Here is a 19,707-nt window from a genome sequence, read left to right as displayed (position 1 = left end):
CATGGCTTGCGTACGCATCGGCATCTCCGGCTGGCGCTATGCCCCCTGGCGGGGCGACTTCTACCCCGAGGGGCTGGCGCAGAAGCGCGAGCTGGCCTTCGCCGCCCGCGCCGTCGGCAGCATCGAGATCAACGGCAGCTTCTACGCCCTGCAGACCCCGGAGCGCTATGCGGACTGGGCGGCCCAGGCGCCGGAGGATTTCGTCTTCAGCGTCAAGGCACCGCGCTTCATCACCCATGTGCGGCGGTTGCGCGACATCGAGGCACCGCTGGCCAACTTCATGGCCTCGGGCCTGTTGCGCCTGGGGCCCCGGCTGGGCGCCCTGCTCTGGCAGTTCCCGCCCAGTTTCCGCTTCGATGCCGAGCGCTTCGAGGCCTTCCTGGCGCAGTTGCCCCACGACGGCGAGCAGGCCCTGGCGCAGGCCCACCAGTGCGAGCCGCGCATGCACCGCGAGGGCTACCTGGACCTGGCGCCGGGCACCCGCCTGCGCCATGCGGTGGAGATCCGCCACGAGAGCTTCCGCAGCCCGGCCTTCATCGAGTTGCTGCGCCGCCACGGGGTGGCACTGGTGGTGGCGGACACCGCCGGCAAGTGGCCGCTGCTGGAGGACCTGACCGCCGACTTCGTCTACCTGCGCCTGCACGGTGACAAGGCGCTCTACGCCAGCGGCTACAGCGAGGAGGCCCTGAAGGCCTGGCAGCGGGGCCGGCAGGTACCCGACGCACGCCTGGCCGAGCCCGACCAGCTCGCCGAGGGCGGCCCCCGGGACGTCTATTGCTACTTCGACAACGACCTGAAGGTGCGCGCGCCCTACGACGCCCGCCGCCTGCTGGAGCGCCTGGGGCTGGACCGGGACCTGGCGGTGCGCCCGGGCCAGCCGCCGGACGAGGGGGTGCTGCCATGAGCCTGGCACCCGGTCGCCCGTTGCCCGGGCTCGACGGCGCCGAGGCGGTGCGGCGCCTGCGGATCATCACGGTGAACACCCACAAGGGCTTCACCGCGCTGAACCGGCGCTTCATCCTCCCGGAGCTGCGCGATGCGGTGCGCACCCTGGGGGCGGACCTGGTGTTCCTGCAGGAAGTGCTCGGCACCCACCGCCGCCACTCCCGGCGCTACCACGACTGGCCACCCACGCCGCAATACGAGTTCCTCGCCGACAGCATGTGGGGCGCCTACGCCTATGGCCGCAACGCGGTCTACCCGGACGGCGACCACGGCAACGCGCTGCTCTCCAAGTTCCCGATCCTGCGCCACGAGAACCTCGACGTGTCCATCGCCGGCAACGAGGAGCGCGGCCTGCTGCATTCGGTGCTGGAGGTGCCCGGGTACGGCGAGGTGCACGCCATCTGCGTGCACCTCGGGCTGCGCGAGGCCCATCGCCAGCAGCAGCTGGCCCTGCTCCGCGATCGGGTGGCGGGCCTGCCTTCGGAGGCGCCGGTGATCGTGGCCGGCGATTTCAACGACTGGCGCCAGCGCGCCGACCCTGTGCTGGCCGCCTGCGGCCTGCGCGAGGCCTTCGTCGAGGCCCATGGCGCGCCGGCGCGCAGCTTTCCCGCGCGCTGGCCGCTGTTGCCGCTGGACCGCGTGTACCTGCGCAACGCCAGCGCCCATTCCCCCCAAGTCTTGCGGCAGCGGCCGTGGTCGCACCTGTCCGATCACGCCCCGCTGCTGGTGGAGGTGCACCTGTGAGTTACCCATGGCGCGACGGCAACCAGGTGGAGTTGCTGATCAATGGCGAGGCCTTCTTCCCCCGTGTGTTCGAGGCCATCGAACAGGCCCGCCATGAGGTCCTGCTGGAGACCTTCATCATCTTCGAGGACAAGGTCGGCCAGCGCCTCAAGGAGGCCCTGCTGGCCGCCGCGGCACGGGGCGTGCGGGTGGAGGCCACGGTGGACGGCTATGGCACCGCCGACCTCGGCGAGCGCTACGTGGCCGAGCTGGCGGCCGCCGGGGTGAACCTGCGCATGTTCGACCCGCAGCCCCGGCGCCTGGGCCTGCGCACCAACCTGTTCCGCCGGCTGCACCGCAAGCTGGTGGTGGTGGACGGCGAGCTGGGCTTCATCGGCGGCATCAATTTCGGCGCCGACCACCTGGCCGACTACGGTGAGATGGCCAAGCAGGACTACGCGGTAGCCCTGCTTGGCCCCATCGTCGCCGACCTGCACCGGGCCTGCCGCGACCTGCTGGCCCATGCGCCGGAGCCGCCCAGCCCCGTGCCGCCGCCGACGCCGCGCCAGGTGGGGAGTTCGCGCCTGCGCCTGGTGCTGCGGGACAACGCGGCCCACCGCAACGACATCGAGGAGCAGTACCTGGAGGCGCTGCGCAGCGCCCGCCAGCGCCTGGTGGTGGCCAATGCCTATTTCTTCCCCGGCTATCGCCTGCTGCGCGAGCTGCGCAACGCTGCGCGCCGGGGGGTGAAGGTGACGCTGATCATGCAGGGCATGCCGGACATGCCCATCGTCCGCCTGTGCTCGCGGCTGCTCTACAACTACCTGCTGCGCGACGGCGTGGTGATCCACGAATACTGCCGCCGCCCGCTGCACGGCAAGGTGGCGCTGGTGGACAGCGAGTGGGCAACGGTGGGCTCCAGCAACCTCGACCCGCTGAGCCTGTCGCTGAACCTGGAGGCGAACGTGGTGATCCGCGATGCGGCGTTCAACCGCCAGTTGCACGACCACCTCACCCAGCTGGCCCAGCAGCACTGCAAGGCGGTGACCCTGCAGCGCATCACCCGGGGCCACTGGTGGCGCGCGCCGCTGATCTTCCTGTGCTTCCACTTCCTGCGGCACTTCCCCGCCCTCGCCGGGCTGCTGCCGGCGCATTCGCCGCGGGTCGAACCGGTGACACCGGTGGAGCCCAAGGACGCGGTGCTGGAACAGGAGCAGGCCCGATGAATCGCCAACGCTGGTTCACCTGGGGCAAGCGGGCGCTGACGGTGTTCTTCTTCTGCCTGGTGCCGGTGCTGCTGTTCCTGCTGGTGAAGAACATGGACTGGGACGAGGTCGTCCGCGCCCTCTCCGCCTACAGCGCCGGGACCCTGGCCCTGGGCCTGGCCGCGTGCGTGGCGAGCTACGCCACCTATTGCTGCTTCGACCTGGTGGGCCGCCACTACACGGACCACAAGTTGCCGGCGTGGCAGACCTTCCCGGTGACCTTCGTCTGCTACGCCTTCAACCTCAACCTGAGTTCGTGGGTGGGCGGCATCGCCATGCGCTACCGGCTCTACTCGCGCCTGGGGCTCGACGTGCCGACCATCACCCAGGTGCTGAGCCTGAGCCTGATGACCAACTGGCTGGGCTACATGCTGCTGGCCGGCTGCGTGTTCGCCCTGCGCCTGGTGGAACTGCCGGAGAACTGGAAGATCGGCGAGACCGGCCTGCAGGTGATCGGCGTCGTGCTGGTGGCGCTATCCCTCGGCTACCTGGCCGCCTGCCGCTTCGCCAGGCGCCGCACCTGGCGCATCCGCCAGCAGGAGCTGACGTTGCCGAGCCTGCGTATGGCTTTGGTGCAGGTCGGCCTGGGGATGCTGAACTGGGCGCTGATGGCGCTGCTGATCTACGTGCTGCTGCCGCCCCAGGCGTTCTACCCGACGGTGCTCGGCATCCTGCTGATCAGCAGCATCGCTGGCGTGGTCACCCATATCCCCGCCGGCCTGGGGGTGCTGGAGGCGGTGTTCATCGCGCTGATGCAGCACCAGTTCGCCAAGGGCACCCTGCTGGCAGCGCTGATCGGCTACCGGGCCCTCTACTTCCTGCTGCCACTGGCGGTGGCCTGTGTGGTCTACCTGGTGCTGGAGCGCCGGGCACGCCGGCTGCGCCGCGTGGACTGGCGCGAGGACAAGGGCGAGCCGGCCCAGGCGAAAGGCTGAGCGGCGGGCCCTGGCCCGCCGCCTGGCTCCTTCAGCGCGCCTCGCCGTCCCAGGGCTTGCCGTCCAGGGGGTAGGCGCGGCCCTCCTCGGCTTCGTCCAGACCGTCTCCGGCTCCGATCTCGTCAGCGCCCACCACGCTCAGTTCCTTGTCAGCCGGCAGGCTGCCGGTGGTGCCCCGGCCCAGGCGTTCGCCGTTCTCGTCGATCAGCGTCTCGGGGCTCAGGTCGTCATCGGAGACGCCGTCCTCATGCAGGCTCTGCCCCAGGGTCTCGCCGCCGGTCATGCCGGCCTCGCGCACGCGTTCGTCCGGGAACTCCCGCTCCAGCTCCTCTTCGGATCGCAGGTCGCCGACCCGGCCCTGGCGTTCATCCTTGCGCTCGCTGAAGTCCAGCTGCTCCATCGACCCCATGCGGTCCTCGATGTCGTCGATCTCGTGGATGCGGGCGCTCGGCTTGTTCGATTTCATGGTGATTTCCTCCGGTTGTCCTCTAGGTGGACCGGGGCCCGGCGGCAAGATTCAGGTTGAGCGAGGAACGGCCAGCGGGAACGTCGGTGATGGGGCAGGCACTGGCATCACTCATTTTTCAATCAAGATAAATATTGTTATTTTTCAGCTATTTACGATTCTTTAGTAATGTAAAACATCACATGGAATCACCATAACCCATCAAAACACTCGGAATAGGGAGAACTGATCGAGGCATGCTGGCTGATCTGCCGCATTTACTGACTTTTAAATGGTTATTTATCAATTATTTACAGTTCATTAATAACCTGATTTATCAGAAAGCCAGCCAGCCGCTGGCGCATCGAGCCCGAACTTCCTCCGCAGCACCGGACTCACACCCCTTACGGCCCCGCCGCGCATCCAACAGTCCTGCCCACAGCACTGAGAGAACCGCGATGAACAGCACCCCGTACCTCGAGCGCTACCGGCACGTCCGCCGCCAGAGCGAAAACCTGGTGGCCCCCCTTGGCGAAGAGGACATGGTGGTGCAGTCCATGCCGGACGCCAGCCCGAGCAAGTGGCACCTGGGCCATACCAGCTGGTTCTTCGAAACCTTCCTGCTACCGCGCCTGGCGGGTTACCGGGTGTTCGACCCGGCCTTCGCCTACCTCTTCAACTCCTACTACGAGGCGGTCGGCCCCCGGCAGCCACGCCCCGAGCGCGGCCTGCTGACCCGGCCGCCCCTGCACGAGGTGCTGGCCTACCGGGCCCACGTGGATGCGCACATGGAGCGGCTCATCCCGGACCTGGCCGAGCCCGACCTGGCCCTGCTGGAGCTGGGCCTGGCTCACGAGGAGCAGCACCAGGAACTGCTGCTGATGGACGTGCTGCACCTGTTCAGCCGCTCGCCACTGTCGCCGGCCTACGATCCGCGCTGGCAGGAGCCGGAGGGCGACCGGCCCGGGCGCTTCGTCTCGCTGCCGGGCGGGCTGGTGGAGGTGGGGCACGATGGCGACGGCTTCGCGTTCGACAACGAGGGCCCACGGCACACCACCTACCTGCAGCCCTTCCAGATCTGTGATCGCCTGGTGACCAACGGCGACTGGCAGGCCTTCATCGACGACGGCGGCTACCAGCGCCCCGACCTCTGGCTGGCCGATGGCTGGGCGCGGGTCCAGGCCGAAGGCTGGCGGGCGCCGCTGTACTGGCAGCGCCAGGGCGATGGCTGGCAGGAGCTGGGCCTGGGCGGCCTGCGCCCGTTGGTGCCCGATGCGCCGGTGCGCCACATCAGCTACTACGAGGCCTGCGCCTATGCGCTGTGGGCCGAGGCGCGGATGCCCAGCGAAGCGGAATGGGAAGTGGCCGCCCGCAGCGGCGTGCTGGGCCAGGTGGAAGACAGCGCCTGGCAATGGACGGCGAGCGCCTACGCGCCCTACCCCGGCTTCCGCCCCTCCACAGGCGCGGTGGGCGAATACAACGGCAAGTTCATGGTCAGCCAGATGGTGCTGCGCGGCGGCGCCAGCATCACCCCGGCCGGTCACGCCCGGGTGAGCTACCGCAACTTCTTCTACCCGCACCAACGCTGGATGTTCGCCGGCCTGCGCCTGGCCCGCGATCTGGCCGGCGCACAGCGGGAAGCCGGGCCGGACACCTCCTTCGCCGAGGATGTGCGCGCCGGGCTGGGCGCCCCGGACAAGAGCCTGCCGCCCAAGTACTTCTACGACACCAGCGGCTCGGAGCTGTTCGAAGCCATCTGCCGCACCCGCGAGTACTACCCGACGCGCATGGAAACGGCGCTGCTGGAGGCGATCGCCGGGGAGCTGTCGAGCGTCATCCCACGGGGGGCCGCCCTGGTGGAGTTCGGCAGTGGTGCCAGCCTGAAGACCCGCCTGCTGCTTGACGCCGCCCCGCAGGTGGGCGTCTACCTGCCCATCGACATCTCGGAATCGGCCCTGCGCAAGGCCACCGCCATGCTGGAGGCGGCCCACCCGAGGCTGCGGGTCCTGCCGCAGGTCGGCGACTTCAGCCACCTGCCCCACCTGCCCGCCGCCGTGGCCTCGCGCCCTCGCGTGGCGTTCTTCCCCGGCTCCACCCTGGGCAACTTCAGCCCGCCGGAGGCCCTGCGCTTCCTGCGCTCGGTGCGCCGCTACCTGGGCCGCGACTCACGGCTGATCCTCGGGCTGGACATGCAGAAGGACGTGGCCACCCTGGAGGCGGCCTACGACGACGGGGACGGCATCACCGCCCAGTTCAACAAGAACCTGCTGACCCGCATCAACCGCGAACTGGGCGGCACCTTCGACCTCGGCGCCTTCCAGCATCTGGCCCGCTGGAATCCGCAGGCGCAGTGCATGGAGATGTTCCTGGTCAGCCAGCGGGACCAGGTGGTGAGCGCCGCCGGTCAGCGCTTCCACTTCGCCGCCGGCGAGCGACTGCACACCGAGTGCTCGCACAAGTACAGCCTGGAGGGCATCGCCGACATGGCCGCCCAATCCGGCTGGCGCCTCGCCCGCCACTGGCTGAGCCCGGCACCACAGGTGGGGATGTTTGTGTTGGAGAGCGAGTGAAGAAGCGGGACGCCTCTTGCTAAGGCGTATAGAGCGTCGGCTTGGTCCAATAGCCGTAACGTATGACACCCCACGAAAGCAGATGACCTTGGAGGCTGTTGAACTCCATCGCCGTTACGACACTTGAGAAGTTTTCCTTGTCCAGGTGATAACGACCCAAGCCATCAAAATTCACGTTCATGTCTGACTCGATGCGCTCAATGGCCAACTCTACGTATCGATTGGCGTACTGCAGTAACTCGGACGAAGCATTCATGCGAGCAGACAGGCGTTGCGCCACGTCATCCCTTAACAACCCATTGTGGTTGTTCACGATGATCTTCCCGTCGCTAGCTACCGTTATCCCGACCAGCCCATCGCGCATGACCGGCTCCCGTCCGGACAACTCTCGCAGCATCTTGCCGTAGATCTCCTGAAAACCTGCATGGGTCATATTGAGTTCCGCGTCGATCTGCTCCAGCGGGCGGGCATTCTCCTTGGGTGGGCGCTTCACCTGCTCCGATATCCAGATCTCGAAATCGCTGGCGACGTTCGGGCCTGAAGGCAATTGCCCCAGCCGGTCATAGGTCCGCGCCGCAATAAAACTGTCCAGATCTTCCTGCGGCCGTTCCAGTGGTGTGGCCACCGTGCGCGTCGACTCTGCCGCCTTGGCGACTTCAGCGAGGCGGGTGTCCGAGCGGGTGGTCCAGAGCGGCAGGCTGCTGTTGATTTCCATGGCGACCTCTCCTTTTGGGTATTCCCATCAAGGTCGGCCGGGGCAGGTTGAAGATGAGGGACGATGTTCTGGATGGCGTCCTATTACCGCGTAGGAACGGGATGACGCCGGCCAGGGCCGTAAGTACCGGGGCACGAACGGCCCCGGCGGATGTGCAGCGACGGTCAGACCGCCTGGCGGATCTCGGCCGGTTGTGCGTTGGCGAGCCGGGTGAGACGGCGGCCGCCGCAGCCGGCCTGCAGCAGCACCATGTCCTCGAACACCTGCTTGCCCAGGCGACGCAGCGCGCGGGAGTCGGGGTAGTCCTGCGGTTTCAGGGCGCTGACCTTGAAGGATTCCTGGGTGGCCGAGTTGTACATGAACAGGCTGAAGGTGCCATCGCCGTCGGCACGGCTTTCAACCCGGCACCCCGGAATGGACTGGGCCAGCCAGTGGTCGATCTGCTTGTGGGACAGGGTCTGGGTCATCGGGCATCTCCTTGTGCTCGGCCTGCCTGGGAGCAGGCATGGGGGAATCATTCACGGCATGCGTAGCCGGTCCTGGGCGCCGGCCATCGGTGTGCGTAACCGGGCGCGCGCCCCGTGCGTGGAGCAGGCCATAGCCAGTTCCATGCCAGTTCAGCTTTCCATGGCGTTAATCGATGCGTGCCCGATGCCAGTAGAAGGCCTGTCCACTTAATCAGTGGCACCTTGATGCCAAATCAGTCATCCGGTCCCGCCGAACACGCTCGCGACCCCTGCAAATTGCACGGGCAATGTGCACGATCCGGGCATTCTGCATGGCCGCCGGGCACCGCCTCGCTTCGCCAATCCACTTGACGTCCCGACGGCATCCTTCTGATGCCAAAGGATTTTGCCGGCAAAAAAAGCTGAACTCCCGTGCCCCGTCCCGGCTCTCAAGCCATGACTCACACGACTCCCTTCGAGCCCGGTCGCTGGCGGCATGCGCCGGGCTTCTTTCTGGAACAGGCGCCGATGAGCTACCAACCCACGGAAGAAGAACTCCAGCGACGCCTGGATGAACACCTGGACCACCACCTGTGCGTGGTCCGCATCCGCGACGACGACGTGGTGGTCTCGGCCCGGGACCTGTGCACCGGCCAGGTGTCCATCGTCGCCGGGCTGATTCCCCGGCGCTGGGCCGACCGGGCGCAGTTCGAAACCCTGGGCGCGCAGCTCATCGGCGAACTGGAGCGGATGCTGGAAGCCCCGCCGGACGATGGCAGCGATGGGCCCGAAGAGTTCTGAACACCGGTGGATGCCGCGCCCACCCGCAGCGTGCGCGGCCACGACGAGCAGGAGCACACCCGATGGCGCTCAACCGGACCAACGAGCGGCTGCGCTGCGTCCTGAAGGACGCCTCGCTGAACAACCGCATGGCCTGCATCACCCTGGAAAGCGCCGCCCGGCAGCTGGAGGACCCGCAATTGGCCGAAGTGCTGGTGAAGACTGCCCGCACGCTATCGGCGGATGCACACCACCTGCACCGCCACGCCCGCGAAGTGGAACGCGGACGCATTCGCCGCAAGCGCTGAGTCGCATTGCGCATGGAACCCGGCAACGTCCGGCGACTCTTATGAGCGCCGGTAGTCAATGCCCAAGGAGGGGCGCGTAGTCCGGAAACACCAATACGAGCACCAGGAGAGTTGCATGGGCTGCTACCACATCACCCCAACGGACAAGGGCTGGGAGCTGCGCAAGGAAGGCGCGACCCGCCCGTCGAAGACCGCTGCCGAACGGGAGCGGCTGCTGGAGGCCATCGAGGCCTTCATGGAAAAGCGCGCCGGCACGGTGCTGATCCACAGCGAGGACGGCACCGTCGAGCAGGAGCTGAGCTACCCCCCGCCCCGTCGTCCGTCCCGCGCCTGAACCCGCCCCTTGCCTCGGCACGCCGGGGCAAGGGGCGTCCGTGTGGCCCGCCGCCACCTGCTAGCGAGCCGCGATCCCCGTGATGGTCACGCCATAGCGCTTGAGCAGGCGCATCGCCGGCTCCCGGCTCGGCGCCTCGCTGCCGGCGTATTCCCCTGCCGGCAGATGATCCTCCGCCCAATCCAGCACCGCCGCGCACGCCTGCTCCGGCGTCGGCCGCTCGGGCGCCTCCAGCTCAAGCGTCGAGGTGTTGTTGTCCTTGTGGTAGCTGATGATCCAGAGCGTCATGGCCGGTTCTCCCCTCTCGATGGGTCTCCCCAGAGCTGACTGACCCAGCCCGTCCCGAGTTCCCCCTCTAATACGCGCATCAACCGGCTTGCGAATTATTTAAATCAGGATTTAATTAAGCCCATTCGCCCCCGGAGCCTGCCCCATGACCCGCAGCCGTACCCCCGGACGCCCCAGCGGAGACGCCCCCGACCTGCGCGAGCGCCTGCTCGACAGCGCCATCCAGTGCTTCGCCCAGGCGGGCGTGCAGGCCACCCGCCTGCGGGACATCGCCGAGCACGCGGGCGTGACCCCGGCGCTGCTCAACTACCACTTCGGCAATCGCGAGCGCCTGCTGGACGCGGTGGTGGAGGAACGCCTGCAGCCCCTGCTGATGGGCATGGTGCAACGCCTGGCGACGCCCGGGAACGAGCCCCGTGAACTGGTCCGGGCCTTCGTTCGCGGGCTCAGCGCGACCCTCTCGCAGCATCCCTGGCTGCCGCCGTTGTGGGTGCGCGAGGTGCTCTGCGAAGGCGGCGCCCTGCGCGGGGTGGTGCTGACCCGCTTCGCCCCGCTGCTGCCGGTGCAATTGGCCCGGCGCTTCGCCGAAGCCCGCAGCGAAGGCCACCTCAACCCGGACCTGGACCCGCGCCTGCTGGTGGTCTCGCTGCTCGGCCTGGTGATGCTGCCCTACGCCGCCGGCTCGCTCTGGCGCGGCATCTTCGCCAGTGACGACCTCGACGACGAGGCCCTGGTCAACCACGTACTGGCCCTGCTGGAACGGGGCCTGGAGATGCGCCCATGAACACCCGCCCGCTCCTCCTGCTCGGCCTGGCCCTGCTGGCCGCCTGCAAGCCCGCACCGCCGCAGCTGCTCGGCACCCTGGAATGGGACCGCATCGCCGTACCTGCCGAGGCCTCCGAGCCGATCCTGGCCTGGCACGTGGCCGAAGGCGAACAGGTCAGCGCCGGCCAGGTGCTGCTGGAACTCGACCCGCGCCGCACCGATGCCCGCCTGGCCGAAGCGGAAGGTGAGCTGGCCGCCGCCCGCGCCCGCCTCGACGAGCTGCGCAACGGCTCCCGGGACGAAACCATCGACGCGGCCCGTGCCAGCCTGGCCCGCTACCAGGCCGAGCTGACCGACGCCGAGCGCAGCTTCACCCGCATCGCCGCCCTCTACGAGCGCCGCCAGGTGGCCATCGCCGACCTCGACCGCGCCCGCGCCGCCCGCGACCAGGCCCGCGCCAGCGTGGACAGCGCCAACGCCCAGTTGCGCGAGCTGCTCAACGGCACCCGCCCGGAACAGCTGCACCAGGCCGAAGCCCAGGTGCAGGCGGCGGAGGGCCGCATCGCCCAGCTGCGCATCACCCGCGAGCGCCTGACCCTGCGCGCCCCGCGTGCCGCCCGTGTGGACGCCCTGCCCTACAAGCCCGGCGACCAGCCCCCGGCCGGTGCCGAACTGGCCAGCCTGCTGGTGGGCGAGGCGCCCTACGCGCGGGTCTACGTGCCCGCCTCCCAACGCCCGCGCCTGGCCATCGGCGACCACCTGCAGGTGCAGGTGGAGGGCATCGCCACCCCCTTCGACGCCCAGGTCCGCCGCATCGCCAGCGAAGCCGCCTTCACGCCCTACTACGCCCTCACCGGTGACGACGCCAGCCGCCTCGCCTACCGTGCCGAGCTGCTGCTGCAGGGCGATGACGCCCGCAGCCTGCCGGCCGGCCTGCCCCTGCAGGCCCACTGGAGCGCGCCATGAACGGCAGCGAAGCGGTCATCCACGCCCAGGGCCTGACCAAGCGCTTCGGCGAGCTGACCGCCGTGGACAACCTTGACCTGCAGGTGAACCGTGCCGAAGTGTTCGGCTTCCTCGGCCCCAACGGCTGCGGCAAGTCCACCACCATCCGCATGCTCTGCGGGCTGCTGCTGCCCAGCGCCGGGGAGATCGAGGTGCTCGGCTGCCGCATCCCCGAGGACGCCGAGGCCCTCAAACGGCGCATCGGCTACATGACGCAGAAGTTCTCCCTCTACGAAGACCTGACCGTCGCCGAGAACCTGGACTTCCTCGCCGCCGTCCAGGGGCTGGACCGCGCCCACGCACGCCGGCGCATCGACGAACTGCTGGAGCGCTACTGGCTCGGCGACCGCCGTCGACAACTGGCCGGCACCCTCAGCGGCGGGCAGAAGCAGCGCCTGGCCCTGGCCGGGGCGGTGCTGCACAAGCCCGACCTGCTGTTGCTGGACGAGCCCACCAGCGCCGTCGACCCGCAGTCACGACGGGAATTCTGGGATTCGCTGTTCGAACTGGCCGAGGCCGGCACCACCCTGCTGGTGTCCACCCACTATATGGACGAAGCCGAGCGCTGCACCCGCCTGGGCATCCTCGACGCCGGCCGCCTGGTGGCCGACGGCAGCCCCGCCGAGCTGATGGACGCCCTGCCCGGACGGCCGCTGCTGGTGGAGTGCGCCCAGCCCCGCCAGGCCCAGCGCGCGCTGCAAGGGCAGCCGGAGGTGCTGGCCCTGGCACAGATCGGCGCCAGCCTGCGGGTGCTCAGCGCTGCGGCTGATGCCCGTGACTGCGTCGTCCGGCTGCTGGAGAAAGCCGGCATCGAGGCCGACGTGCGCGACACCGACGCCAACCTGGAAGACGTGTTCGTCACCGTCACCCAGCGCCCCACCACCCACGCCGAGGCCCGCCCATGAACCTGCGCCGGCTCGGGGCCATCGTGCTCAAGGAGCTGCGCCAGCTGCGCCGCGACCGGCTGACCTTCGCCATGATCGTCGGCATCCCCATCCTGCAGCTGGTGCTGTTCGGCTATGCCATCAACATGGACGTGCGCAACCTCCACGCCGCCGTGCTGGACCAGGCCGACAGCGCCCGTTCGCGGGAAGTGATCGCCGAACTGGGCGCCAGCCAGGTGCTGGACTTCCGCTACCACCTGGCCACGACGCAGCAGCTCGACCAGCTGTTCGCCGAAGGCGTGATCAGCGCGGCTCTGGTGATCCCCCGGGACTTCGAGGCGCGCCTGCAACTACGCGACCGACCGCCCCTGCAACTGGTGGTGGACGGTTCCGACCAGGTGGTGCAGGCCTCCGCCCGCCAACTGGCCGCCTACCCGCTGCCCGGCTGGCCTCGCGCCACCGGTGTGGAGGTGGTGAACCTCTACAACCCCGAGCGCCTGGCGCCGCTGAACACGGTGCCGGGGCTGATCGGGGTGATCCTCACCATGACCATGGTGCTGTTCACCGCCATCGCCCTGGTCCGCGAGCGGGAACGGGGCAACATGGAACTGCTGATCACCACCCCGGTGTCGCCCTGGGAGCTGACCCTGGGCAAGGTACTGCCCTTCGTCGGCATCGGCCTGCTGCAGGTGACGGTGATCCTGCTGGTGGGGCGCTGGCTGTTCGAGGTGCCGGTGCGCGGCTCGCTGCTGGCGCTATACGGCGCCTCGCTGGTGTTCGTGTTCGCCAGCCTGAGCCTTGGGGTGTTCATCTCCACCCTCGCCCGCAGCCAGTTCCAGGCCATGCAGATGGCCTTCTTCATCTTCCTGCCGCAGATCCTGCTTTCCGGCTTCATGTTCCCCTTCGCCGGCATGCCGCGCCTCGCCCAGTGGATCGCCGAGCTGATGCCCCTCACCCACTTCCTGCGCCTGGCGCGCGGCATCATGCTGCGCAGCGCCAGCCTGATGGACCTGTGGCCGGAGATCGTCGCACTGCTGGTGTTCAACCTGGTGGTGCTGGGGGTGGCGGTGAAGCGGGTGAGCAAGCGCCTGGACTAGGGCAGTCGGCGTGGCCCCGTAAATGGGCATCATCCCGCAGGGGGCTTCAGCCCACCGGCACCGCTCCGATGCAAACGTAGCCCGGGCTTCAGCCCGGGAATGAGGTGGGGACCGCTCCCGGGCTGAAGCCCGGGCTACGGGGTTGCCGTAGGGTGGGCTTCAGCCCACCAGCGCAAACGCTTCGCGAGCAGAGCTCGCTCCTACAGGGCTCACCCCAACAACGACGCCACGGTGCGCTCACCCAGCGCCGGACCGATGCTCATGCCCAGGCCGGTGTGCATCAGCACCGCCGTGATGCCCGGCTCGGGCTGGATGACGCTGAACGGCGCCGGGCCACGGGCGCCGTACACGCCCTGCCAACGCTCCACCACCTGCAGGCGCTCGCCGAGGGTGTGCTCGGCCAGGTCCAGCATGAGGTTGTCCACCGTTTCGGCGTTGAATGGCGAGGCATCGCGGCCGTAGTCGTGGGAGTCGCCGACGATCAGGTCGCCGTGGGGCGTAGGGCTGACCAGCAGGTGGATGCCGTGCGCGATCAGCTCCGGCCGGCGGGCCTGGACCTGTTCGCGCAGGGCGATGGCTTCGGGCAGGTCGGCGAAGGCGCCGTAGTGGGTGCAGCTCAGGCCGGTCAGCACGGCATGGTCGAGGCCGATGGCACGGGCCGGGCGCACCCGCAGCATCTGCAGGCGACACACCTGGGGCTGCAGGGCGGCCATGGGCTCGGCCAGCAGGGTCAGGTAGTCATGGCCGGAGCAGACGATGATCTGCTCGGCGCGGCAGCTGCCGGCGCTGGTGTGCACGCGCTGGGGTTCGACGTCGCGCACCAGGGTGGAGAAGTGGAAGGTCACGCCCATCTGGTCACGCAGGTAGGCCACCAGGGCCGGCAGCGCCTCGCGGGAGTAAAGCTGCTGGTCATCGGCACCGTGCAGCGCAGCGCGGTGGTGGGCGAAGCGGCCGTCATACAGCGCTGCCAGGCGTTCGCCGCGCAGCAGCTCGACGGTGTAGCCATGCTCCCGCGCGCGGCCGGCACAGAAGGCGTCGAGCACCTGTTCTTCGGCTTCGTCGCGGGCGAACAGCAACGAGCCCTGACGACGGATGTGGAAGCCGGCCGACTCGGCCAGGTGCGCCCAGATCGGGCGGGCCTCGCGGGCCAGGTCCAGCATCGGGCCCGGCGCCTGGCCGGTGATCAGCGCCTGGCCGAAGTTGCGCACCGAGGCGCCCAGGGGCTGCTCGCTGCGTTCGAAAACCGTCACCCGCAGACCGCGCCGGGCGGCGGCATAGGCGTGGGACAGGCCGAGGATACCGGCGCCGACGATGGCGATATCGGTGTCGTGGATGGGCATGGGGTGTCTCCTGGAATTCGATGCTCGCCCTCCCCGACCCTCTCCCCGGAGAGAGAGGGCGAAGCGAGCGGGCTGGGGCTTACTGCGGCAGCTTCTCGGACTTCCCGTCGTAGCGCTTGCGCCATTCGGCGAGGATCGAGTCGCGGTTCTTCGAGGCCCACGCGAAGTCGTTCTTGATCAGGCGCTGCTCGTAGTCGGCAGGCAGTTCGGTCTGCGGCTTGGCGATGCCGGGCTGGGCGAGGACGGCGAAGTTCTCCTTGTACAGTTCCATGGCGGCGGGGCTGGCGGAGAAGTCGGCGAGCTTCCTGGCGGCGTCGAGCTTGTCGGTGCCCTTGATCACGCCGGTGGCTTCGATTTCCCAGCCCAGGCCTTCCTTCGGCAGGACGATGTCCAGCGGCGCGCCCTGGCGCTTGAGTTGTACGGCCGGGTATTCGAAGGAGATGCCGATGGGGAACTCGCCAGCGGCGGCCAGCTTGCACGGCTTGGAGCCGGAGTGGACGTACTGGCCGATGTTCTGGTGCAGCGCATCCATGTAGGCCCAGCCCTGCTTCTCGCCGAAGGTCTGCAGCCAGGCGCTGACGTCGAGGAAGCCGGTGCCGGAGGACGCCGGGTTGGGCATGACGATCTTGCCCTTGTACTCGGGCTTGGTCAGGTCTTCCCAGCTGCCGGGCTTGGTCAGGCCCTGCTTCTCGGCTTCGACGGTGTTGAAGCAGATGGTGGCGGCCCACACGTCCATGCCCACCCAGGCCGGCGGGTTGGCGGCGTCGCGGTAGTTGGCGCCGATGGCGTCCAGGTGCTTGGGCGCGTAGTGCTCGAGCATGCCCTGTTGGTCGAGGATGGCCAGGCTGGAGGCCGCCAGGCCCCACACGGCGTCAGCCTGGGGGCGTTCCTTCTCGGCCAGCAGCTTGGCGGTGATGATGCCGGTGGAGTCGCGCACCCACTTGATCTCGATGTCCGGGTTTTCCTTCTCGAAGGCCTTCTTGTAGGCCGCCAGCTGCTCGGCCTCCAGGGCGGTGTAGACGGTCAGCTCGGTGGCGGCCTGGGCCTGCAGGGCGAAGCCTGCGACAACGGCGGCAGCGAAGGCGAGACGCTTGAACATGTGAAGCTCCTTGGTTGGTGTGCTGGGATCGGGTTTGGCTTGCTGTGGTTATGCGTTGGCAGGGGTTTCGCCGCGCGCCAGGCGGGCGTTGATCAGGTCGATCACCTCCGGCAGGTCGGCGAGGGTGTCGATCAGGTAATGCGGGCGGCTCGGCGCGAACAGCGCGTCGATACGGGTGCGCTCATCGGCCAGGCGCGCGGCCGGCAGGGCCTGGTAGGCGGCGAAGTCGAGGCCGAGGAAGTTGCCGGAGAAGCGCAGCGCCACGGTCCACATGCCGGCGCTGCGGCCTTCGAGGATGCCGGGCTCGGTGTCGTCCACCTTCACGCAGGCGGCCACGTCGTCGAGGCCGAGGGCGATGACGTTGGCCAGCGCCTGGGCCGGGCTCGGGCGGCCCCTGGGCACCTCGTCGGTGGCGACCACGTGGTCCGGGCGGTAGCCGGCCTCGGCGGCCAGTTCCACCACCTTGTCCATCACCACCCTGGGGTAGCCGGAGCAGGTGCCGATCTTCATCCCCCTGGCGCGCAGGGCGGCAATGGCCTCCAGGGCGCCGGGGATCAGCGCCGAGTGTTCGCCGACCTTGGCGATCTGCAGCGGCATGAAGCGCTCGTAGATCGCGGTGACATCCGCGTCCGTGGGCAGCCGGCCGAAGCGGCGCTCGAAGCGCGCGGCGATGGCCGGCACGTCGCACAGGGTGCGGATGTGGTCCCACTTGCCCATGCCCATGGGGCCGCGCGCTTCATCCAGGCTGAGCTCGACGTCGAAGCTGGCGAAGGCCTCGACAAAGATCCGTGTGGGGGCGAAGGAGCCGAAGTCGACCACGGTGCCGGCCCAGTCGAGGATGGCGGCCTGCAGGTGCGTGGGGGTCTGGTAATGCATGGGGATCTCCGTGGATCAGTGGCCGGGCGCGGTCTGGCGCCAGGCCTGGGAGCGGCGCAGCAGGCCGCGCGAGGCCCCGGCCAGCAGCAGCGAGACGGCGGCCGAGGTGAGCAGGATGAGGGTGGACATGGCGGCCGCGCCGCCGACGTTGCCGGCGTCGTCCATGTTCAGCACGGCGACGGCGGCGAGCACGCTGTCCGGGCTGTAGAGGAAGATCGCGGCGGACACGGTGGTCATGGCCGAAACGAACAGGTAGCGGACGATGTCCAGCAGCGCCGGCAGGCAGATGGGCACCGTCACCTTCAGGTAGTGGCGGTACAGCGGCATCTTCAGCGACAGCGCGGCGGCCTCGAACTCGCCGTCGAGCTGGCGCAGCGCGGTGCTGGCGGTCATCTGCGCGGTGGTGAGGAAGTGCGCGATGGAGCACACCACCAGCAGCGTCATGCTGCCGTAGAGGCCGTGCAGCGGGTTGGCCGGCAGGTTGAAGAAGAAGACGTAGCCCAGGCCCAGCACCAGGCCGGGTACAGCCATGGGCACGAAGCTGAGCAGGCGCAGCACCTGGTTCAGGGCGCGCTGGCCGTGGGTCTTCTCCATCAGCCAGGCGCCGGTGAAGATCAGCGCGCCGCCGAACAGCGCGGTGCAGGTCGCCAGGGTCAGGCTGTTGCGGTACGCCAGCCAGCCGCCACCGGCGGTTTCCTCGAAGGCGTAGTGACGCAGGGACAGCGACAGGTTGTAGGGCCAGAACTTCACCAGCGAGGAGTACACCGCCATGCCCAGCACCCCCAGCAGCACGGCGCAGACCAGCAGCACCAGGGCGAGGAAGCCGGCATCCCGCAGGCGCGAGGGCTTGGGCTGGTGGAGCTGGGCGCGACCGCTCATGGCATCGCCCTGGCGCCGGCGCAGCCAGGCATCGACGCCGAAGCTGAGCAGCGCCGGCAGCAGCAGCACCATGCCGATCAGCGCGCCACGGCCGAACTGCTGCTGCCCCACCACCGCCTTGTAGGCCTCCAGGGCCAGCACCTGGTAGTCGCCGCCCACCACCACCGGCACGCCGAAGTCGGTGATGGTCAGGGTGAACACCAGGCAGAAGGCGGCGAACACGGCCTGGCGCGTGGCCGGCCAGGTGATGCTGCGGAAGGCCTTCCAGGGCCCGGCGCCCATGCTGGAGGCGGCGTCGAACAGGCGGCCGTCGGCCAGGGACAGCGCCGAGATGAGGATCATCAGCGCATGGGGGAAGGTGTAGATGGCCTCGCCCAGGACGATGCCCCAGAAGCCGTAGATGTTGTCCGGCAACCAGCCACGCAACAAGCCCTGGTTGCCGAACAGGTAGATCAGCGCGATCCCCGGCAGCATCGAGGGCGCCAGCAGCGGCAACAGGGAGACGCCGCGCCACAGCCCCTTGGCCGGGATCAGCGTGCGGGTCAGGGCGTAGGCGAACAGGTAGGCCACCGGCACCACCAGGGCGGCGACGCTGAGGGAGACCTTGAGGCTGTTGCCCAGCAGCCAGTGGAAGTTGGCGCTGGCCAGCAGCTCGCGGGCGGCCACCAGGCCACCGCCCTGCCCGGCTTCACCGCTGAAGCCGCGCCAGAAGATGGCCGCCAGGGGCAGCACCACGGCGACGGCGAGGAAGGCCAGGAACAGGCACTTGCCACCCTGGATGAACAGGCGGTCCCCCAGGTCGCCCGGGCGACGGCGGGCACTCTGCGGCAGGGCCAGGGTGCGCTCCATCAGGCGAACACCTGCAGGCTGCGGGACGGCAGCGCCACCCAGATGTCCGGCCCGCCGAGGCGCGGCATCTGCGCCGGGTCCAGCTCGGCCAGCAGCGGGTGGCCGGGCAAGGCGTCCAGCTCGAAGCTGACCCGGCAGCGGTTGCCGAGGAAGGTGATCTCGCGCACCTGGGCGCGGAAGCGGTTGTCGTCGTCCTGGCCGGGCTCCACGGCGATGGCCTCGGGGCGGCAGAACAGCTGGCCACTGGCGCCCTCGCCCGCCTGCTCGGGCAGGCACAGGCGCAGGTCGCCGACCCGGGCGTGGCGCCCGTCGCGGCTCTCGAACGGCAGCCAGTTGCCCTGGCCGACGAAGCTGGCGACGAAAGGCGTGGCCGGGCGCCGGTAGATGGCTTCGGGAGTGTCGTACTGCTCGACCCGGCCGTGGTTCATCACCGCGATGCGGTCGGCCATGAGCATGGCCTCGTCCTGGTTGTGGGTGACCATCAGGGTGGTGATGCCCAGGCGCTTCTGCAGCTGGCGCAGCTCGGTGCACAGGTGCTCGCGGACGCGGGCGTCCAGCGCCGACATGGGCTCGTCCAGCAACAGCAGCGACGGCGACGGCGCGAGGGCACGGGCCAGGGCCACGCGCTGCTGCTGGCCACCGGACAGCTGGCCGGGGTACTTCTTCTCGCTGCCGGTCAGGCCCACCAGTTCGAGCATCTGCGCCACGCGCTGGCGGGCTTCTTCACGGCTGGCACCGGTGAGGCCGTAGGCGATGTTCTGCTCGACGCTGAGGTTGGGGAACAGCGCATAGGACTGGAACAGGATGCCGTAGTCACGGGCCTGGGGCGGCAGGTGGGAGATGTCCCGCCCGCCCATGCGCAGCACACCGGCATCCTGCCGCTCCAGCCCGGCGATGCAGCGCAGCAGCGTGGTCTTGCCACAGCCGGAGGGGCCCAGCAGGCACACCAGCTCGCCTTCGGCGATGTCCAGGGACACCCCGTCCAGGGCGGTGAAGCTGCCGAAGCGCTTGCGCACTTCGCAAGCCTGCAGATAAGGGGTGGCGGACATGACAGGACCTCGCAGAACACTGGCGCACCGCAGGAAGCGCGGTACGGCTCGACGAGGCTGATGCTAGGGAGCAAATGCGAAATCCATGTGGCGATAACCCCAAGCCCACC

21 protein-coding genes are annotated in these 19,707 nt (G+C 68.9%); 12 read left to right on the top strand and 9 right to left on the bottom strand.

Annotated elements, in window-relative coordinates; translation table 11 throughout:
• Position 1: 1 nt before the first annotated feature.
• Genes PotMrB4_RS13815 through PotMrB4_RS13800 form a run of 4 tightly spaced genes read left to right on the top strand, consistent with a single transcriptional unit; the run spans position 2 to position 3,868 of the window.
• On the top strand, positions 2–904 hold the full coding sequence (locus tag PotMrB4_RS13815; protein WP_172433617.1) for a DUF72 domain-containing protein: 903 nt from the start codon (positions 2–4) through the stop codon (positions 902–904).
• Complete coding sequence (locus PotMrB4_RS13810) at positions 901–1,689, top strand: endonuclease/exonuclease/phosphatase family protein (protein ID WP_172433616.1); 789 nt, start codon at positions 901–903, stop codon at positions 1,687–1,689. The genes PotMrB4_RS13815 and PotMrB4_RS13810 overlap by 4 nt, the downstream gene beginning before the upstream one ends.
• Positions 1,686–2,894 carry a cardiolipin synthase ClsB gene (clsB, locus tag PotMrB4_RS13805; RefSeq protein ID WP_172433615.1) on the top strand — a complete coding sequence of 403 codons (1,209 nt, stop codon included), beginning with the start codon at positions 1,686–1,688 and terminating at the stop codon, positions 2,892–2,894. Before PotMrB4_RS13810 ends, clsB begins: the two co-directional genes overlap by 4 nt.
• The gene (locus PotMrB4_RS13800) at positions 2,891–3,868 is read left to right on the top strand and encodes a lysylphosphatidylglycerol synthase domain-containing protein (protein ID WP_172433614.1); all 978 of its coding nucleotides are present in this window, start codon (positions 2,891–2,893) and stop codon (positions 3,866–3,868) included. Before clsB ends, PotMrB4_RS13800 begins: the two co-directional genes overlap by 4 nt.
• A gap of 31 nt (positions 3,869–3,899) precedes the next feature.
• On the opposite strand, the gene PotMrB4_RS13795 is transcribed toward PotMrB4_RS13800, so the two are convergent.
• Positions 3,900–4,334: a hypothetical protein gene (locus PotMrB4_RS13795; protein ID WP_044403092.1), complete on the bottom strand. Its 435-nt coding sequence runs from the start codon at positions 4,332–4,334 to the stop codon at positions 3,900–3,902.
• 437 nt (positions 4,335–4,771) lie between these two features.
• On the opposite strand from PotMrB4_RS13795, the gene egtB reads away from it, so the two are divergent.
• Positions 4,772–6,883 carry an ergothioneine biosynthesis protein EgtB gene (gene egtB, locus PotMrB4_RS13790; RefSeq protein ID WP_172433613.1) on the top strand — a complete coding sequence of 704 codons (2,112 nt, stop codon included), beginning with the start codon at positions 4,772–4,774 and terminating at the stop codon, positions 6,881–6,883.
• A gap of 19 nt (positions 6,884–6,902) precedes the next feature.
• Here egtB and PotMrB4_RS13785 read toward each other — a convergent pair whose 3' ends face one another.
• Both PotMrB4_RS13785 and PotMrB4_RS13780 read right to left on the bottom strand, forming a co-directional pair.
• Entirely contained in the window at positions 6,903–7,598 is a 696-nt protein-coding gene (locus PotMrB4_RS13785; protein ID WP_172433612.1) for a hypothetical protein, read from the bottom strand.
• Positions 7,599–7,762: 164 nt separating this feature from the next.
• Positions 7,763–8,065 (bottom strand): hypothetical protein, encoded by a 303-nt coding sequence (locus tag PotMrB4_RS13780; protein WP_107330014.1) that lies wholly within the window; start codon positions 8,063–8,065, stop codon positions 7,763–7,765.
• Between the two features lie 507 nt (positions 8,066–8,572).
• Between PotMrB4_RS13780 and PotMrB4_RS13775 the strand changes: the two genes are divergently transcribed.
• The 3 genes from PotMrB4_RS13775 to PotMrB4_RS13765 all read left to right on the top strand — a co-directional run bounded on the left by PotMrB4_RS13775 (position 8,573) and on the right by PotMrB4_RS13765 (position 9,466).
• The gene (locus tag PotMrB4_RS13775; RefSeq protein WP_172433611.1) at positions 8,573–8,845 is read left to right on the top strand and encodes a hypothetical protein; all 273 of its coding nucleotides are present in this window, start codon (positions 8,573–8,575) and stop codon (positions 8,843–8,845) included.
• Positions 8,846–8,907: 62 nt separating this feature from the next.
• On the top strand, positions 8,908–9,132 hold the full coding sequence (locus PotMrB4_RS13770; protein WP_044403109.1) for a hypothetical protein: 225 nt from the start codon (positions 8,908–8,910) through the stop codon (positions 9,130–9,132).
• Between the two features lie 115 nt (positions 9,133–9,247).
• On the top strand, positions 9,248–9,466 hold the full coding sequence (locus tag PotMrB4_RS13765) for a DUF2188 domain-containing protein (RefSeq protein WP_044403112.1): 219 nt from the start codon (positions 9,248–9,250) through the stop codon (positions 9,464–9,466).
• A 60-nt stretch (positions 9,467–9,526) separates the two neighbouring features.
• On the opposite strand, the gene PotMrB4_RS13760 is transcribed toward PotMrB4_RS13765, so the two are convergent.
• Positions 9,527–9,754 (bottom strand): hypothetical protein, encoded by a 228-nt coding sequence (locus PotMrB4_RS13760; RefSeq protein WP_074971425.1) that lies wholly within the window; start codon positions 9,752–9,754, stop codon positions 9,527–9,529.
• 145 nt (positions 9,755–9,899) lie between these two features.
• Here PotMrB4_RS13760 and PotMrB4_RS13755 point away from each other — a divergent pair, with 145 nt between their 5' ends.
• Genes PotMrB4_RS13755 through PotMrB4_RS13740 form a run of 4 tightly spaced genes read left to right on the top strand, consistent with a single transcriptional unit; the run spans position 9,900 to position 13,505 of the window.
• On the top strand, positions 9,900–10,538 hold the full coding sequence (locus PotMrB4_RS13755; RefSeq protein WP_044403117.1) for a TetR/AcrR family transcriptional regulator: 639 nt from the start codon (positions 9,900–9,902) through the stop codon (positions 10,536–10,538).
• Entirely contained in the window at positions 10,535–11,485 is a 951-nt protein-coding gene (locus PotMrB4_RS13750) for an HlyD family secretion protein (protein ID WP_172433610.1), read from the top strand. The genes PotMrB4_RS13755 and PotMrB4_RS13750 overlap by 4 nt, the downstream gene beginning before the upstream one ends.
• Positions 11,482–12,429 carry an ABC transporter ATP-binding protein gene (locus tag PotMrB4_RS13745; protein ID WP_197939518.1) on the top strand — a complete coding sequence of 316 codons (948 nt, stop codon included), beginning with the start codon at positions 11,482–11,484 and terminating at the stop codon, positions 12,427–12,429. The genes PotMrB4_RS13750 and PotMrB4_RS13745 overlap by 4 nt, the downstream gene beginning before the upstream one ends.
• Positions 12,426–13,505: an ABC transporter permease gene (locus PotMrB4_RS13740; protein WP_172433609.1), complete on the top strand. Its 1,080-nt coding sequence runs from the start codon at positions 12,426–12,428 to the stop codon at positions 13,503–13,505. The genes PotMrB4_RS13745 and PotMrB4_RS13740 overlap by 4 nt, the downstream gene beginning before the upstream one ends.
• Positions 13,506–13,714: 209 nt before the next feature.
• Here the strand turns inward: PotMrB4_RS13740 and PotMrB4_RS13735 are convergent, their stop codons facing one another.
• The 5 genes from PotMrB4_RS13735 to PotMrB4_RS13715 form a co-directional block, all read right to left on the bottom strand.
• Positions 13,715–14,845, bottom strand: a complete 1,131-nt coding sequence (locus PotMrB4_RS13735; protein ID WP_172433608.1) for a TIGR03364 family FAD-dependent oxidoreductase — start codon at positions 14,843–14,845, stop codon at positions 13,715–13,717.
• 79 nt (positions 14,846–14,924) lie between these two features.
• Positions 14,925–15,944 (bottom strand): putative 2-aminoethylphosphonate ABC transporter substrate-binding protein, encoded by a 1,020-nt coding sequence (locus PotMrB4_RS13730; protein WP_172433607.1) that lies wholly within the window; start codon positions 15,942–15,944, stop codon positions 14,925–14,927.
• Positions 15,945–15,992: 48 nt separating this feature from the next.
• Positions 15,993–16,820: a phosphonoacetaldehyde hydrolase gene (phnX, locus tag PotMrB4_RS13725; protein WP_172433606.1), complete on the bottom strand. Its 828-nt coding sequence runs from the start codon at positions 16,818–16,820 to the stop codon at positions 15,993–15,995.
• A gap of 15 nt (positions 16,821–16,835) precedes the next feature.
• Complete coding sequence (locus tag PotMrB4_RS13720) at positions 16,836–18,548, bottom strand: putative 2-aminoethylphosphonate ABC transporter permease subunit (protein ID WP_172433605.1); 1,713 nt, start codon at positions 18,546–18,548, stop codon at positions 16,836–16,838.
• A complete protein-coding gene (locus PotMrB4_RS13715) occupies positions 18,548–19,597 on the bottom strand; it encodes a putative 2-aminoethylphosphonate ABC transporter ATP-binding protein (protein ID WP_172433604.1) in 1,050 nt (349 codons plus the stop codon). The genes PotMrB4_RS13720 and PotMrB4_RS13715 overlap by 1 nt, the downstream gene beginning before the upstream one ends.
• Positions 19,598–19,707: the final 110 nt, after the last annotated feature.

The sequence above is a fragment of the Metapseudomonas otitidis genome, from assembly GCF_011397855.1.
GTDB classification, from domain to species: domain Bacteria; phylum Pseudomonadota; class Gammaproteobacteria; order Pseudomonadales; family Pseudomonadaceae; genus Metapseudomonas; species Metapseudomonas otitidis.
This window is presented reverse-complemented; position numbering and strand designations above follow the sequence as displayed.

Bases quoted from the DNA above. Each gene is read 5' to 3' on its own strand.
- PotMrB4_RS13815 (WP_172433617.1), top strand. From the start codon at position 2: ATGGCTTGCGTACGCATCGGCATCTCCGGCTGGCGCTATGCCCCCTGG.
- PotMrB4_RS13810 (WP_172433616.1), top strand. From the start codon at position 901: ATGAGCCTGGCACCCGGTCGCCCGTTGCCCGGGCTCGACGGCGCCGAG.
- PotMrB4_RS13800 (WP_172433614.1), top strand. From the start codon at position 2,891: ATGAATCGCCAACGCTGGTTCACCTGGGGCAAGCGGGCGCTGACGGTG.
- PotMrB4_RS13795 (WP_044403092.1), bottom strand. From the start codon at position 4,334: ATGAAATCGAACAAGCCGAGCGCCCGCATCCACGAGATCGACGACATC.
- egtB (WP_172433613.1), top strand. From the start codon at position 4,772: ATGAACAGCACCCCGTACCTCGAGCGCTACCGGCACGTCCGCCGCCAG.
- PotMrB4_RS13785 (WP_172433612.1), bottom strand. From the start codon at position 7,598: ATGGAAATCAACAGCAGCCTGCCGCTCTGGACCACCCGCTCGGACACC.
- PotMrB4_RS13780 (WP_107330014.1), bottom strand. From the start codon at position 8,065: ATGACCCAGACCCTGTCCCACAAGCAGATCGACCACTGGCTGGCCCAG.
- PotMrB4_RS13775 (WP_172433611.1), top strand. From the start codon at position 8,573: ATGAGCTACCAACCCACGGAAGAAGAACTCCAGCGACGCCTGGATGAA.
- PotMrB4_RS13770 (WP_044403109.1), top strand. From the start codon at position 8,908: ATGGCGCTCAACCGGACCAACGAGCGGCTGCGCTGCGTCCTGAAGGAC.
- PotMrB4_RS13765 (WP_044403112.1), top strand. From the start codon at position 9,248: ATGGGCTGCTACCACATCACCCCAACGGACAAGGGCTGGGAGCTGCGC.
- PotMrB4_RS13760 (WP_074971425.1), bottom strand. From the start codon at position 9,754: ATGACGCTCTGGATCATCAGCTACCACAAGGACAACAACACCTCGACG.
- PotMrB4_RS13755 (WP_044403117.1), top strand. From the start codon at position 9,900: ATGACCCGCAGCCGTACCCCCGGACGCCCCAGCGGAGACGCCCCCGAC.
- PotMrB4_RS13750 (WP_172433610.1), top strand. From the start codon at position 10,535: ATGAACACCCGCCCGCTCCTCCTGCTCGGCCTGGCCCTGCTGGCCGCC.
- PotMrB4_RS13745 (WP_197939518.1), top strand. From the start codon at position 11,482: ATGAACGGCAGCGAAGCGGTCATCCACGCCCAGGGCCTGACCAAGCGC.
- PotMrB4_RS13740 (WP_172433609.1), top strand. From the start codon at position 12,426: ATGAACCTGCGCCGGCTCGGGGCCATCGTGCTCAAGGAGCTGCGCCAG.
- PotMrB4_RS13735 (WP_172433608.1), bottom strand. From the start codon at position 14,845: ATGCCCATCCACGACACCGATATCGCCATCGTCGGCGCCGGTATCCTC.
- PotMrB4_RS13730 (WP_172433607.1), bottom strand. From the start codon at position 15,944: ATGTTCAAGCGTCTCGCCTTCGCTGCCGCCGTTGTCGCAGGCTTCGCC.
- phnX (WP_172433606.1), bottom strand. From the start codon at position 16,820: ATGCATTACCAGACCCCCACGCACCTGCAGGCCGCCATCCTCGACTGG.
- PotMrB4_RS13720 (WP_172433605.1), bottom strand. From the start codon at position 18,548: ATGGAGCGCACCCTGGCCCTGCCGCAGAGTGCCCGCCGTCGCCCGGGC.
- PotMrB4_RS13715 (WP_172433604.1), bottom strand. From the start codon at position 19,597: ATGTCCGCCACCCCTTATCTGCAGGCTTGCGAAGTGCGCAAGCGCTTC.